The sequence below is a fragment of the Staphylococcus sp. 510 genome, from assembly GCF_057219715.1.
On the sequence record NZ_JBXVVK010000002.1, the window covers coordinates 1 to 15271 of the forward strand.

Sequence of the window (15271 nt, forward strand, 5' to 3'; positions counted from 1 at the left end):
TGTTGCTGGTAAAAATCTTGTCCCCAAACCAACTGCTGGTATTATAGCCTTCTTAATTTTCATATATATTACATTCTACTTTTAATTATTAATAAAATTTCTATATTTTTAGCAACGGTTTTTTAGATGGATGCTAAATTTAGCACTATTTAAAATATTTGTTTTCCAATTATTGTTAGTCAAGATAATCCGAATTTTAACTGTCAAATATCTTTCTACAATAAAAGTGTATGAACAGTGACCAGTTTTGAACTTGTGTCTATTATCCATATACCATCACTTTTTGCTTAAAATTCTGTTTATTGAAATTTGAAGAGGAAACATCTTTGTCCTTATTTTGATAAAAATCTATTATGATATGATTAAATAAATTAGCTCAATTAACGTTAAAGTTAGAATATTTATTTTTTATTATGCTTTTTATGAACATACTTTCATCAACTTTAACAATTTCACTACCATCATTATTTTGTTTTTGAGTAAGATAATATTTTTCACTTGAGTTATTTTAATTACTCGTTTCTTCTTTAATGTTTTGTTAGTTACTACAATTTTCGGGTTTGTACCAATTTATTTTGATACTTGTTATCTCTAAAAAATTTATTATCCTCTAATATCTCAACGACGGTAATTATTGTGATTGTACTTAATGTTTTTGTATAGTTTGTATAGTTTATGTATTAATAAAGTTAATAAGTGCCGCCTTGGCCATTGGCACGTGCTTCTACTTGTCCTCTCAAATAGTTGATATAATCTCCAGAACCTTTAGCTTTGCTATCAATAGCTGCAGCTTCTTTTTCGCTCATTCCTTCTTTATATGCAGCTAAAAATTCATCATCAGACATGTTTTTAGCATCTTCTGCTGTATATTTTGATTGTCCCTTACCTTCACTATCACTAGGGGGAGTTGCACCTCCCGCAGCTGGTTGGAATTTCCCTGCTTCTGAAAATTTTTGTAAGGTAGGTGTCATTTCTTGTGTTGTAATAATCCCATCCCCATTTGTATCTGCTGCATCTATTTCATTTGCTAATATTCGTGCTTCTTCACTGTTAATATTAAAAGCTTTTTCAAGTTGTTTCGCTTTTTCATTATTTACTTCATTTGTGACATTATCTTGTTGTATGTTTTCTGTTGATACTTGGTTTTGATTTTCATTTTCTGTAGTTTTGTTTTTATCGATTTTCTTATTCTTCTCATCCTCTAGCTTAGCTTCTTCTTTTTTAAGTTCTAAATCTTTGTAACTCCCATATGCAAATACAACAGCAACGCCCAATATTACAACTAATAAAATAACCCCTAAACTTGCGAAAACTTTCTTCACATAATCATCCCCATTCAACAATTAGTTTAAATTTATATTAATATATTTTGCTACGCTTTTCTATATAAATTTTAAAAATTAATATAGAAAAGACGTATTTATAAAAACAATTGTTTTGCTAGATAAATTTAGATTCATTTAATTTTTCAGATTGAAAAGTATGCTTAAATATATAGAATTAGTTTTGATATGACTATTCTGATGAAAACTCAAATCCTTATTAACTTGCGTGAAATACTTAGACATCAATAGAAACACTTGATAATTCGTATAAAGATGATTATGAAGAAGGTAATTTTATTAAAAATATAGGTGATATGTATAAAGGTAAAATTGTTGTGTTTAAAAATATACAATAATCCCCTGTTAACTAAATGATTAACAGGGGATTGTTATGTGTTGAAATTGATTATGATTCTGAATGTTTTTCTCTTTGTGCTTCGAATTCATCTAGTAATTCGCGTGCTTCGGCAATAGATTGTGTGTTCATTAATTGATGTCGTAGTTGGCTCGCACCTTTAATGCCACGTACGTAAATTTTAAAGAATCTACGTAAACTTTTGAATTGTCGGTCTTCATCTTTGTCATATTTTTGGAATAATGATAGATGTAATCGTAATAGACCTAATAGTTCTTCGCTAGTATGTTCACGTGTTTTTTTTTCAAAGGCAAATGGATTGTGGAATATGCCTCTGCCAATCATCACACCATCAATGCCATATTTTTCGGCAAGTTCAAGTCCAGTTTGTCTATCTGGAATATCGCCATTAATTGTTAATAAAGTATTTGGTGCTATCTCATCACGTAGTTGTTTAATCGCTTCAATTAATTCCCAATGCGCATCAACTTTACTCATTTCTTTACGTGTACGTAGATGGATCGATAAGTTCGCGATGTCTTGTTCGAAGACATGTTTTAACCAATCACGCCATTCATCTATTTCATAGAAACCAAGACGTGTTTTAACACTTACCGGTAGACCTCCCGCTTTCGTTGCTTGAATAATTTCAGCGGCCACTTCAGGTCTAAGAATAAGGCCAGAACCCTTACCTTTCTGAGCAACATTTGCAACAGGACATCCCATATTTAAATCAATACCTTTAAATCCCATCTCCGCTAAACCAATACTCATTTCACGAAATTGTTCAGGTTGATCGCCCCAAATATGCGCTACCATAGGCTGCTCATCTTCACTAAACGTTAAGCGACCACGCACACTGTGAATCCCTTCAGGGTGACAAAAGCTTGCAGTATTCGTAAATTCAGTGAAAAACACATCCGGTCTCGCAGCTTCACTTACCACATGACGAAAGACAATGTCTGTCACGTCCTCCATAGGTGCCAAAATAAAAAATGGCCGTGGCAATTCACTCCAAAAATTTTCCTTCATAATATATTTAAACCTTCTTCTTTATTAGTATCTCGCATTTTTACGCATAATGATATTACCACAAAGGGGGGAGATATACAAAGTGAAGTTGACTATTCATAGTTTAAAAAAATGAGATGAAAAGGATGAAGAATATCATAATGATTTAGTCAGTATGATAGACATCATTACATATAAAGCTGCTAAAGTAAGAAATAATGAGTTGAACTTTAAAAATGCAAATTATAGTAAAGAAAATACAATTGAAATTTACATGGATATTGAACAAGATTTTAAGTCATTAGATTATCAGATACAGGATTTGATGACTATGATGAGTCATCATATAGATCGTTCAAATACTGCTATTCAAGAATTACTTAGTTATTACGAACCTTTTGAGCGTCAGTTTAACAAATTTAAAGTTGCATATAAGATATATAATCAAAGATACGAAGATGAAGCATTTGATAAAAATGCGATTGCATTTTCAAAAATAAAATTAGATCAAAGTATTGAAAAATTTGTAAATAATATGAAAAAGTTTGCTAAAGAGAACTATAATCATGAGATTTATGAGCCGAATTTAAATAAAATTATAGATAAAAACGAAGCTATTAATGTTAAAAAATATAAGAAGTCATGATTAATTGAGAGAGCATTAAAAGTAGAATATTCGTATCATAAGTTGAAAAGAAATTTAAATGCTATATAATAAATCGGGTTGGTATTTCAACCCGATTTTGTGTTGAATAGGAAAATTAACATTGAATACTAAAAAAGGCTCATTAAGGAGAAAAAATGAAGAAATTTACGCCTGAAAAGATAAGTGAACAGTTTTCTAAATTGTTGTTATTAGCGGTTAATATTTGCATTGGTTTCATTGCGGTAACACTTGTTATATTTTTATTTACCGAATGTTTTGGTTTCTTTCAAAACTTATTTTTACAAGATAAAGATTTGAAATATAGCCAAGTGATTGAAGATTTATTGGTATCGTTCATGTATATTGAGTTTATTCTACTCATTATTCAATATTTCAAACACAATTATCATTTTTCGTTACAGTACTTTATTTATATCGGTATTACAGCGATTGTCAGAATTATTATAGTAGAACATAGCGATGCTACTGAGACAATCTTGTTAGTCGCAAGTATATTTATACTAACGATTTCACTATACTGTTTACGAAAATTTACGATTGATTAAAATCAAATACTAAACTTTAAGAGGGAAGCATGTGTGAACGCACTGTTTCCTTTTTTAGTTTAAGGAACTAAGCGATATACGATACTTTTAAGATGAAAGATGTATATTAATTATTTTATTGTTACACTATTATTGAAATGAAATTATTTCAATTGTAATTATATAATAATTGATTAAAGGAGTTTTATCATGAACAAAATAGACTTAAAAACTACGATAAAATCACTTTATAATGACATCTTAATTGATTTAAATTTGAATAAAATAAATAACTATTTTGCGCCCACATACGTACAAACGACAGATCATGTTTCCTCTAATTTTGATGAATTTAAAGCACATCTAAAAAAATTAAGAGAAGTTGTTTCAAGTTTGAAAATCAGTCATTTTAAAACGATGATCATTGATGAAAATCAAAATGCAGTATTTCTACGTTATGACGTAGAAGTAGAGAAAAAGAATGGAAACCAAGGCATCATAGAAGTGTATGCAGAGTTTACATTTAATGATGAAGGAAAAGTTATGACATGTAACGAATTAACATTACCATATCATGAAGCGCTTAAAGGCATAGGTAGTATTAAATAAGCTTAATTATCATCGCCATTTTGTTTGTCTTTCGTACTTGGAACTAAACAATATAGTGTCAGTAATATTGTAAAAGCATAGCCGAAATATTGTTTGCCGCTATAGGGCATATCAGTGAACCCTATAATTATAAGAACGGTAATTAAATCTATAGCCATGAGTGCAAGATATATACGCTTTCTTGTTTTTCGATTCATACTCATCTTCCTTTTGTGAATAAATATAGATTAATTATATGATTTAGATAGCCTATTCAAACTTAATCAAAATGGCAAAACTAATTATTCTATCTTAAGTTAACACGTTGTTATAAAAGTGTAAAAACACCTAATTCGATATAGTAGTTGATAACTAGGCGGAAAATTTATTTAACATATTCGAAGAGCGTTGATACCCAACATGTGTGATTCACTTACAGCCTATGTAATAGTTGATTATGACGGAGGCTTTTTAACAACTCACATTATATAGCTCAAACAATCATATCAAATAATTGTTGCTATTCTAAAAAATCATGGTATTATAATCATAACTTCAAACACTTTCGTATAAATTCATACGTTTCTGTATGAGTTCGACGAGAGTGTTTTTTTATTAAAAGGTTCGTTGTCACGTACTTTAAAATAAAGAAAGAAACTATGAGGTATTTGAATTATGGGCGAAAAACAATGGATTACACCCAGATCATTTTTATTTAATATATTAAATGGATTAGCGATAGCAATCGTTGTAGGTATGCTTCCTAACGCGATTTTAGGAGACTTGAGTAAATACTTAAGTCAGTATAATGAGATATTTTCAAAAATAGCAGTTGTAGTACAAAGCATTCAATATACGATTCCCATATTAACGGGTGTCTTAATTGCGATACAGTTTAATTTAACACAATTACAAACAGCTGTGGTTGGTGCAGCAACATTTGTCGGTTCTGGCGCAACGACAATTACAAATCACCAATGGGTCATTACAGGTATCGGAGATTTAATTAATACCATGATTACTGGAGCGATTGCAGTAGGTATTATTTTAATCATCGGAGATCGTGCAGGCAGTTTAAATATGATTATCTTACCCATTGTTGCCGGTGGTATTCCTGGTCTCTTAGGTTTATTATTACTGCCTTATACCAAATTGATAACAGTGGGCATTGGTAGTGTTGTTAATAGCTTAACAAATACACAACCTATCATTATGACAATTCTAATAGCAGTGATATTCTCTATTCTTATTGTGTCACCGATATCTGCGATTGGAATTGGTATCGCCATTGGTATTTCAGGGCTCGCAGCAGGTTCAGCCGCTGTAGGTGTCTCTGCCAGTGCTATTATGCTAGCGCTAGGGGCATGGCGTGTTAACAAAGTAGGTGTTCCGATTTCAGTGTTACTCGGTGCCGTTAAATTAATGATGCCTAATACCATTCGACATCCTATTATATTTTTACCAGTTACATGTACTGCTGCAGTATCAGGACTCGTAGGCGGGTTGCTTAATATTAAAGGTACACCTGATTCGGCTGGGTTTGGTTTAATCGGATTAGTAGGCCCAATTAAATCATTAAACTTATTAGGTACTAGTATGGGTAGTGGCTTGCTACTGATTGCGATAACTTATGTCATCGTACCAATCATATCAGCTATCTTTTTCAATTATCTATTTGTGAAAATATTGAAACTCTATAAACCAGATGTATTTATTTTTAAATAACTTTATATAAGCCAAAGGCAATTTCTATGAATGAGATAGAAGTTGCCTTTTTTCTATATAAAATGACTATTTCAAATATATTTTAGGGTATAGTTTTATTAAGAAACAAATAATCATAAATAGTTTAAAATTTCAGTCTGATTAGAACATTATTAATCGTAGGTACTAAATTAATGAGAGGAGTGACATGATGGAAATTAATTTAGAGCACCCAGTGTATAAAGTTCAAGTTTCAATGAAATTACTTACATCTCAAGGCGTTCCCGGGACACTATATTTACTAAAAGATGTGATTTATTTTGAAGCAGATGGATTACTGAAAGGTTCAGAGATTAAAAACGAATTTCACTTTAATGAAATAAAGAGTTTGAAATTTGGTTTATCATTTAGCCCGTATAGAATAGTAATAACTGAAAACAATAATGAAAATTGGATATTTGATTACGTGTCACGTAAAGAAGGTAAAAAATTTGTAGAATTATATGAGGCTATCAAAGAAAGTAACGCATAGATAACGTGCAATAGTAAAAATGCCAATTCACCTTTAATGATAGGTGGATTGGCATTTGTTTTATATTATGACTTTCTACAACTCACACTATTAATCAGTCACTTTTTCGTTTCTTACAGCATCGTTTAATAGGTTATCCCAGAAGCCTTGGAATTGCTCGATTGAGATGCCGTTTTCATCTTTTTGTGTTCCGACAAAGTCGCCATGGTCCCAATCGTGTTGGACAGGTGTGATTTGCCATACGCCTTTTTGAATTTGATCTGTAGCATCGACATATTTTTGATTAGATGGATGTTGTGCCGAAACTACTGATACTAGGCCGTCATTTTCTCGCCAAGCTTGATCGTCTAATTTACCAATCACATTTGTAGTTGGTAAATATTTGATATTCATATGACTATTACGATGATGGATACCATTTTTATCTGGGTCAGATGATTCGCCAGTATATGTTTTATAAACTATATTTGGGTTGAGTGACGTATGATTATTCAACTCTTGTGCACCTTCAGTTGTTAAATCATAGAATCCATTATCTTTTGTCTTCCATAAGTTACTATTTTCAACGCGTTTTACATAGTCTATATAGGTTTCATCAGGTCTCTGTTTTAATCCCCATTGAGTTAAACCAAGATCTGCACGAGAGAATTTATTACCTTGTGATTTCGCAAAATCATAAACAGCTTGTCTCACAATTGCCTCATTACCTAGTAAATCAGAGGCGTGTGTGCCGTTATGAGGTGACGCTAACGTAGTAATGGAAGAAATCATGTTATCTTGTCCACCTTTATATAATGGTGAAATGTCACCACCATGTTGCTTTTGATATTCGATTTCTTCAGGATTTCCATTACGTAACATTTCTTCTAATAAACGAACGGTTTGTCCACCCATACTATGGCCAATCAAATGGATTTTCTGGCCGGGTTTCCAATCTCTATAGGCACCTGCATAAGATTTGCCATAACGTTCATGACCATATTTAGCTGCATGTGCCGCACCATAATCTACAGTGCCACCTTTGATATAATAGTATAATTCAACCGCGCGATCATAGTTACTACCTAATGCACTTACACTAGCTTCACTCACGTTATAACCTTTTGCACGTGCTTCTTGTGTGATGTTAAGACGTTCGCCACCCCAATAATTACTATCGCTTAAACCAGGTCCATTATCAGCTGTAAAACCATTAAATCCATGAACAAGTATAATAGGGTCATGATTTTTATATTGTTGTTGAGGCGCTACCTTATTCGTCTGGTCTTTAGTAGGTTGAGTAGCCTGTGCTTTAGATTTGTTGTTATGTATGGCTACCGCATTTTTAGTTAATGTATTTAGACCATCTTTAGACTGATCATCGCCATTATCTGTAGGTGTACGATCTTTAGTCGCTTGTTTATCTAGATTATCTAAATTGATAGGGCTCTCAGTCGATGTTGTATGATCTGGTTTAGATGAATCTAGTGAATGAACTGGCACCTCTTGTGAAGCACTAGAATCTTTAGCCGTGATATGTTGTGTTGTAGATGGATGTTGTGTTGATGATGACTTTGATGGTGCTACATTTACATCTTTATGTGAATCAGTCTGCGGGATCTCTTGTGTACCTTGCTTATCTAGAGATGAATCTTGTGATACTTGTTTATCTTTTTGAGCATTATCCTTAACAGGTTCTTTAGAAGACTGTTCTTGTTTATCTGCTTTAGATGTTATATTTGACTTTGATGGTACAAGTTTTGAATCTTCATTAGGTTTAGATGTTTCATCAATATCTTGCTTTGTATTGTTAGGTTCTTTTTTGCTTGGAGTTGATTTGTCATTTGAAGTTGGTGTCTCATTTGAGTCGACTTCAGGAGATTGTTCTGATTTGTCTTGAGTTGATTGAAGATGAGATGTTTGATCTATATCATTTGTCTTTGTAGTTTCATGTGAAACGTCATTAGTTTTATCAATAATATGTTTAGAATTTTCGTTTGTTTGATTAGTTGATGTATCCTGCATTTTGTCAGTGTCTTGATTTGATGTTTGTGTCGAATTCGATTCAGGACGTTCAACATTCGTATTATTTGTATCAGAATCTTTCGCTTTTGTTGGTTCTGAAGGTTGTTGTTGCGTTTGATTAGAGTTAGATGATTCAGTTGTTTCTTTAACATTTTGTACAGTAGTTTGATCTTGTGATTCAGTTTCTGCTGCTTGTGCAGAATCCGCTCCGACAAATAACATAGATGCAACGATGATTGAAGATGCACCTACACTTAACTTACGAATACTATAAGAATTCTTTCTGTTTTTCATGTTATTAGCACCTCTATCTGTTAAATCTGGATTATGAGCAACATTTAAAATGAAATGCCGACAGATTAACAACGTACTTCAGAAAATCCGACGACACCCACATCATAAATTAAGATTATGAACGTAATATAAATTTCTCTTTACAACTTCTTAAAGTTCCATCAAACAAAGGTACGTGTGAGCAACAATACACTTTACTTATTGTACAAGTTTTTGTACAATTTAATTAAAAGGAGGTACAGATTATGGCAATAGTATCGTACTCAATAGCTAGAAAAAATTTTAGAAGTTTAATAGATAAAGTTAACAATGATTCAGATGCGGTGACTATAACAACTAATGATAGTAATGCTGTATTGATTTCTGAGTCAGATTACAATGCGATGATGGAGACATTATACCTCCAACAATCCCCTGCTAATGCCCAACACTTGGCTAAATCTATAGAAGATGCTGAGCGTGGAAATACAATAGAGGTAGATTTAGAATCATATGAGTAGATTAAATATTTTATTTACACCTGATGCATTTGAAGATTATAAATATTGGCAAATTCATGATAAAAAATTATTAAAAAAGATTAACCAATTGATAAAATGTATAAATCGTAATGGCCCACTCGAAGGTGAAGGAAAACCTGAAGATTTGAAAGGTAATTTTAAAGGATATTATAGTAGAAGAATCAATTTTGAACATAGGTTAGTTTATAAAGTACATGATTCAGAAATCATTATTGTTTCTTGTAAATATCATTATTTTAAATAATTTACTATGGTCTCTAAGCAACAGATTGATATATTTGAGTTCAAGGGAGAGAGACAGAAATAATATTTTCTTAAAATTTATTTCGTTGTCCCACCCCGGCAAGGTTGACTAGAAATGAAAAAGCTTGGTACAAGCACATTTTCATTTCAGTCAACTACTGCCTAAATATGAATGTAACTTGAAATATATATTTATGTCCTAGACTGTTTTAATATAGATGTGTAATGATCCAATCTATTCCCCATACGAATTACATATTTCCTCATAAACCATGTTATGATAAAATATTTTAAAGCGCTTACATTTTTCTAAAAATTAAAACGATTTGGTATTTAAGTATTTTGTAATCAAATGCAATATCGTCGTTTCACTATTTAAAGGGGGATGTTAATCATGCAAGGGGATAGTATGTGGTTAACGATTGTTGGTTTAGCAATTATTATTTCAATTGTAGGATTGCTAATTGCTAAGAAGATTAGTCCGGTTGTGGGTATGACATTGATTCCATGTATCGGTGCTTTAATTTTAGGCTATAGTGTTGCCGATTTGGTTAAGTTCTTTGATAAAGGGTTAGCGCAAGTGATGAACGTTGTCATTATGTTCATTTTTGCGATTATTTTCTTTGGTATTATGAACGATAGTGGTCTGTTTAAACCACTTGTGAAGCGGTTGTTACTAATGACACGTGGTAATGTAGTCGTCGTTTGTATTATGACGGCATTACTTGGAACGATTGCACAACTCGATGGCGCAGGTGCGGTAACGTTTTTATTATGTATTCCTGCCTTATTACCATTATATAAAGCGTTAAATATGAGTCGTTATTTACTCATTTTATTATTAGCGCTCAGTGCAGCAGTGATGAATATGGTGCCTTGGGGTGGTCCAATGGCGCGTGTCGCAACCGTATTAAAAGCTAAAAGTGTCAATGAATTATGGTATGGTTTAATACCAATTCAAATAATTGGTTTTATTCTCGTTATGTTACTTGCAGTGTATTTAGGTTTTAGAGAAAAGAAACGTATTCAAAAAGGGATCGCAAAGGGAGAAATTGAACAAACTCAAGATATTGATATACATAAACTTGTTGCACATTATGAACATGAACAAGATATTAAGTTTCCAGTAAGAGGTCGTGCCAGAGAGCATGGGTCTATTAAGTGGATTAATACATTATTAACTTTATTGGTCATGGTTGCCATGTTAACGAATATTGCACCGCCAGAATTCGCATTTATGATAGGTGTTTCTATTGCTTTAATCATTAACTATAAGAGTGTAGATGAACAAATGGATCGCTTAAAAGCACATGCACCTAATGCATTAATGATGGCTGTTGTCATTGTAGGAGCAGGGATGTTCTTAGGTATTCTCGATGAGACGGGTATGCTTAAAGCAATCTCTACAAGTTTCATTCATATTATTCCGCAACCAGTCGGACCGTATATTCATATTATTGTAGGTATCTTTGGTGTACCACTTGATTTATTAACAAGTACGGACGCTTACTATTTTGCATTGTTACCTATTGTTAAGCAAACAGCCGCTGAGTTTGGCGTATCACAAGTGTCTACTGCTTATTCAATGGTGATTGGTAACATTATAGGTACTTTCGTAAGTCCATTTGCGCCAGCAGTATGGCTTGCACTTGGTCTAGCCGAAGCCAACATGGGCACATATATTAAATATGCCTTCTTCTGGGTATGGGGCTTTGCTATTGTATTGCTACTTATTGCAATGTTAATAGGTACAGTAGCCTTTTAACTACAGGGAAGTGTTAAGGCAGTCTAAAAAATAAGCGTAGTACAGAACATGATAGTTAAGTACTACGCTTGATTTATGCGATTATTGATATTTTATGAATAAAATGCGTCAAAGACTTGATCGATATCTTTATCTGCCTCTTTGATAATATCTTCTTTAGGTAAAATGGATGTACCTTGTGCACGTGCAATGTAGAATTCATCAAAGCCCATAACTTCTTTGAACATTTCTCTTAAATAATGGTATGAAAATTCAAGTGGTGTATAACGATCTTCATTGGTATAAATACCACCACTTGCTTGTAATAGTAATGCTTTATAATCATCTGTCATTAGTCCAACTGAGCCATCGTCTGTATATTTAAATGTTTCTCTAGGAATCATAATATTATCGATGTAATCTTTTAAACGAGATGTGATATTGAAGTTGTGTAATGGTGTCAAAATTACAATACGATGATGTGCTTTAAATTGTTGTACTAAAAATGTAGATTTGTCAGCAACTTGTTGCTCTTCTTCAGATAATGGTGTGCCCGCACCAAGTTTATTCCACACGTTTAATAATTGCTCGCTATCAAGACGAGGTAATAAACCTTCATATAAGTTAAGTTCTTCAATCTCTCCATTAGGAAATGCTTCATTATATTTTTCTAAAAACATAGCTTTCATTTGAGCAGTATAGGTACTGTCATTATTAAAATCAGGGTGTGCGTTAATAAGTAACGTCTTCATAGTTAAATACTCCTTTGTATGTAATATGACAAGTATACACGGTTATATCATAAAATCCTATTACTATTGACTCTCAAATACATTAAATATAATGGGCAATCTATTCACATTAAAATACACGACATCATTACTTTCACGTTGTTCAATTTCACACATTTCATTTCAACACACACAAATATTTTCAACAGTTAGGAATAATTTAGGGTCTTTTAAGTAAAATGGTTTGCTAAGCTAACTAAAAATGATACAGTTTTTCGTGGACAATTTTAAGAAAGGAGTAGGGTGTCGTGTCGAGTAGTGAAATGACAATAGCAAAACGAAATACGATTGTAGTAGTGATGTTAATCAGTGCATTCGTAGCTATGTTAAATCAAACCATTTTAAATACTGCCTTACCAGCGATTATTTCAGGTTTAGGTATTCCTGAAACGACAGCACAATGGTTAATTACAGGATTTATGTTAGTTAACGGTGTCATGATTCCACTTACTGCATTTTTAATGGATAGATATTCTACACGAGGTTTATATATTTTCTCTATGGCTGCCTTTTTAATTGGATCTTTAGTGGCAGCACTTTCCCCAAACTTTAGTGTTTTAATGGTGGCTCGTGTGATTCAAGCAATAGGCGCAGGTATCTTATTGCCGCTCATGCAATTTACCGTGTTCACCTTATTCCCAGTAGAAAAACGTGGATTTGCGATGGGACTAACAGGTATTGTCGCACAGTCTGCACCTGCGATTGGACCAACGTTAACGGGATTACTCATTGATGCGTTTAGTTGGAGAATGCCGTTTTACGTCGTCGCAACAATTGCTATTATTGCCTTCGTGATTGGTTACTTCTTCGTTGAAAACCATAGTTCTCCAAAAGATACTGCTTTAGACAAGATTTCTGTCGTATATTCTACCTTTGGTTTCGGCCTCATTTTATTCGCGTTTAGTAGTATCAGTACGTTGGGTATCACGTCACCAGCTGTAATCATTACATTTATATTAGGTGTAATCGTGATTGCCATCTTTACATTCCGTCAGTTAAAAATTGACCATCCATTGTTAAATTTACGTGTCTTTAGAAGTAAGACATTTACCTTATCAGCAGTAGCATCTATGTTGTTATTTATTGGTTTCGTTGGCCCTGCATTACTCATTCCTATGTATGTACAAACAGGTTTAGGACTATCAGCGGTATTATCAGGGTTAGTGATTTTACCAGGTGCTGTGTTTAATGCATTTATTTCTGTTTATACAGGTAAGGTATTTGACCGTTTCGGATTACGTGTCCTAGTGATACCCGGCTTTACATTGTTGATTATTATGACGATTCTTCATACATTTTTATCAACCGATACGCCATTTTGGTATGTCGTCGTCATTTATGCGATTCGTATGTTCTCAGTCGGTTTATTAATCATGCCATTGAATACTGCAGGACTTAATGCATTACAATCGGAAGAAATTTCTCATGGTACAGCAATTATGAATTCATTACGTATTATCGCTGGGGCAATGGGTACCGCAGTGAGTATTACGATTCTTTCCATTGTATCTAAAAATGATTTAGCGGGTAGTCATACCGGGCAGTCTAAAACTGAAATGATGCGAGCAGCTACGGTGCATGGCGTAGATGCAGCATTTATATTTACAACCATCTTGATTGTGATTGCATTTATTCTATGTTTATTCATCAAAGATAAGACAAAAACTTCTAGAAAATAATAAAATTATAAAGGAGTATTTGACATGAGTGTATTTACAAAAGAGGACCATTTACAAATTTTAAAAGATATCGTAGAAATCAAAACAGTGAATGATAATGAAATAGAAGTAGCAAAATATTTAAAAGATTTATTAGAAAAGCATGGTATCAAAGCAGATATCGATGAAATTAAAGGTCATGATAATCGTGCTAACCTAATTGCTTCTATTGGTGAAGGTCACCCAGTCGTGGCGATTTCAGGACATATGGACGTGGTATCAGAAGGCGATCCTAATAATTGGCAATTCCCACCATTTGAATTAAAAGAACAAGATGGCTATTTATATGGCCGTGGTACATCAGATATGAAAGCAGGCCTAGCTGCACTAGTCATTGCGATGATTGAAATTGATCAAAGTGGCGCGTTAAAACAAGGTACTATCAAGTTAATGGTGACAGCTGGAGAAGAGATGCAACAACTAGGTTCAGAACAATTATATAAAGAAGGTTATATGGATGATGTGGATGCATTAGTCATTGCTGAACCATCCGAATCAGGTATTGTCTATGCGCATAAAGGTTCTATGGATTATCAAATTGTATCTCGCGGACAAGCAGCACATAGTTCTATGCCTGTGGTTGGACAAAATGCGATTAAACCATTACTAGATTTTGTGCGAAATATTGATGAAGAATACGAAGACATTAGAAAAGAATTACAGTGTGAACAATTTGATTTCAAACATGTGATTGAGAGAATAAAAGGACGTGTGGGTGACAAAGTTGAGGAAGAAGAAATCGAGCGCGTCATTAATGGATTGGTAATTAACCATACAATTATTCAAGGTGGCAACCAAGTCAATTCTGTACCTGATATGGCAACAACAGACTATAACATTCGTACCGTTCCAGAGTTTAATAATGATCAAGTAAAAGCTTTATTTAAAAAGCATATTGAACAGATTAATAATGAAGGCGGTCAACTGGAAGAAGATATGTACTTAGACTTAGATCCAGTACTTACAACAGGGGAAAATCGTTTAATCGCGCTAGGTCAACAAGTGGCAGCCAATATTTTCAAGAGAGATGTCGTTGCAACACCAACAGTTGGTGTGACTGACGCATCTAATTTACTACGTGATAAAGATGAACATTTCTCATTCTTAATGTTTGGCCCAGGTACAGTACCACATCAAGTCAATGAACATGTGAATAAAGAAACATATCATCAATTCGTTGATTATTATATTGAATTATTAACATCTTATTTAAATGAAGCTTAAATAAACATATATAGGAGTAGCTATTG

15 protein-coding genes are annotated in these 15271 nt (G+C 33.0%); 10 read left to right on the plus strand and 5 right to left on the minus strand.

Annotated features, from left to right (window positions below):
- Nucleotides 1-689 precede the first annotated feature (689 nt).
- Together AC2D8K_RS01900 and AC2D8K_RS01905 are read right to left on the minus strand one after the other, a co-directional pair.
- On the minus strand, nt 690-1322 hold the full coding sequence (locus AC2D8K_RS01900) for a hypothetical protein (protein ID WP_124227985.1): 633 nt from the start codon (nt 1320-1322) through the stop codon (nt 690-692).
- Between the two features lie 409 nt (nt 1323-1731).
- Complete coding sequence (locus AC2D8K_RS01905; RefSeq protein ID WP_242238589.1) at nt 1732-2712, minus strand: tRNA dihydrouridine synthase; 981 nt, start codon at nt 2710-2712, stop codon at nt 1732-1734.
- Nucleotides 2713-2866: 154 nt separating this feature from the next.
- Here AC2D8K_RS01905 and AC2D8K_RS01910 point away from each other — a divergent pair, with 154 nt between their 5' ends.
- The 3 genes from AC2D8K_RS01910 to AC2D8K_RS01920 all read left to right on the plus strand — a co-directional run bounded on the left by AC2D8K_RS01910 (nt 2867) and on the right by AC2D8K_RS01920 (nt 4491).
- Nucleotides 2867-3337 (plus strand): type I secretion system protein, encoded by a 471-nt coding sequence (locus AC2D8K_RS01910; protein ID WP_484697911.1) that lies wholly within the window; start codon nt 2867-2869, stop codon nt 3335-3337.
- Nucleotides 3338-3492: 155 nt separating this feature from the next.
- Nucleotides 3493-3903, plus strand: a complete 411-nt coding sequence (locus tag AC2D8K_RS01915) for a phosphate-starvation-inducible protein PsiE (RefSeq protein WP_124227988.1) — start codon at nt 3493-3495, stop codon at nt 3901-3903.
- A gap of 189 nt (nt 3904-4092) precedes the next feature.
- Nucleotides 4093-4491 (plus strand): nuclear transport factor 2 family protein, encoded by a 399-nt coding sequence (locus tag AC2D8K_RS01920; RefSeq protein WP_124227989.1) that lies wholly within the window; start codon nt 4093-4095, stop codon nt 4489-4491.
- A 2-nt stretch (nt 4492-4493) separates the two neighbouring features.
- Here AC2D8K_RS01920 and AC2D8K_RS01925 read toward each other — a convergent pair whose 3' ends face one another.
- Nucleotides 4494-4688: a hypothetical protein gene (locus AC2D8K_RS01925; RefSeq protein WP_124227990.1), complete on the minus strand. Its 195-nt coding sequence runs from the start codon at nt 4686-4688 to the stop codon at nt 4494-4496.
- Between the two features lie 457 nt (nt 4689-5145).
- Between AC2D8K_RS01925 and AC2D8K_RS01930 the strand changes: the two genes are divergently transcribed.
- Together AC2D8K_RS01930 and AC2D8K_RS01935 are read left to right on the plus strand one after the other, a co-directional pair.
- Entirely contained in the window at nt 5146-6195 is a 1050-nt protein-coding gene (locus AC2D8K_RS01930) for a PTS sugar transporter subunit IIC (RefSeq protein WP_124227991.1), read from the plus strand.
- Between the two features lie 190 nt (nt 6196-6385).
- Entirely contained in the window at nt 6386-6706 is a 321-nt protein-coding gene (locus AC2D8K_RS01935) for a hypothetical protein (RefSeq protein WP_002466391.1), read from the plus strand.
- A gap of 90 nt (nt 6707-6796) precedes the next feature.
- Here AC2D8K_RS01935 and lip read toward each other — a convergent pair whose 3' ends face one another.
- Complete coding sequence (gene lip, locus AC2D8K_RS01940) at nt 6797-9004, minus strand: YSIRK-targeted triacylglycerol lipase (protein WP_124227992.1); 2208 nt, start codon at nt 9002-9004, stop codon at nt 6797-6799.
- Nucleotides 9005-9249: 245 nt separating this feature from the next.
- On the opposite strand from lip, the gene AC2D8K_RS01945 reads away from it, so the two are divergent.
- The 3 genes from AC2D8K_RS01945 (at nt 9250) to AC2D8K_RS01955 (ending at nt 11533) form a co-directional block, all read left to right on the plus strand.
- Complete coding sequence (locus AC2D8K_RS01945; protein ID WP_002466398.1) at nt 9250-9504, plus strand: type II toxin-antitoxin system Phd/YefM family antitoxin; 255 nt, start codon at nt 9250-9252, stop codon at nt 9502-9504.
- Nucleotides 9497-9769, plus strand: coding sequence for a Txe/YoeB family addiction module toxin (locus AC2D8K_RS01950; protein WP_124227993.1), 273 nt, complete (start codon nt 9497-9499; stop codon nt 9767-9769). Before AC2D8K_RS01945 ends, AC2D8K_RS01950 begins: the two co-directional genes overlap by 8 nt.
- A gap of 393 nt (nt 9770-10162) precedes the next feature.
- The gene (locus AC2D8K_RS01955) at nt 10163-11533 is read left to right on the plus strand and encodes a CitMHS family transporter (RefSeq protein WP_002450206.1); all 1371 of its coding nucleotides are present in this window, start codon (nt 10163-10165) and stop codon (nt 11531-11533) included.
- Nucleotides 11534-11625: 92 nt separating this feature from the next.
- On the opposite strand, the gene AC2D8K_RS01960 is transcribed toward AC2D8K_RS01955, so the two are convergent.
- On the minus strand, nt 11626-12264 hold the full coding sequence (locus AC2D8K_RS01960) for an FMN-dependent NADH-azoreductase (RefSeq protein ID WP_124227995.1): 639 nt from the start codon (nt 12262-12264) through the stop codon (nt 11626-11628).
- Between the two features lie 287 nt (nt 12265-12551).
- Between AC2D8K_RS01960 and AC2D8K_RS01965 the strand changes: the two genes are divergently transcribed.
- Together AC2D8K_RS01965 and AC2D8K_RS01970 are read left to right on the plus strand one after the other, a co-directional pair.
- Nucleotides 12552-13982 carry an MDR family MFS transporter gene (locus AC2D8K_RS01965; RefSeq protein WP_124227996.1) on the plus strand — a complete coding sequence of 477 codons (1431 nt, stop codon included), beginning with the start codon at nt 12552-12554 and terminating at the stop codon, nt 13980-13982.
- 24 nt (nt 13983-14006) lie between these two features.
- Nucleotides 14007-15245, plus strand: a complete 1239-nt coding sequence (locus AC2D8K_RS01970) for an ArgE/DapE family deacylase (RefSeq protein ID WP_124227997.1) — start codon at nt 14007-14009, stop codon at nt 15243-15245.
- The last annotated feature ends 26 nt before the right edge of the window (nt 15246-15271 follow it).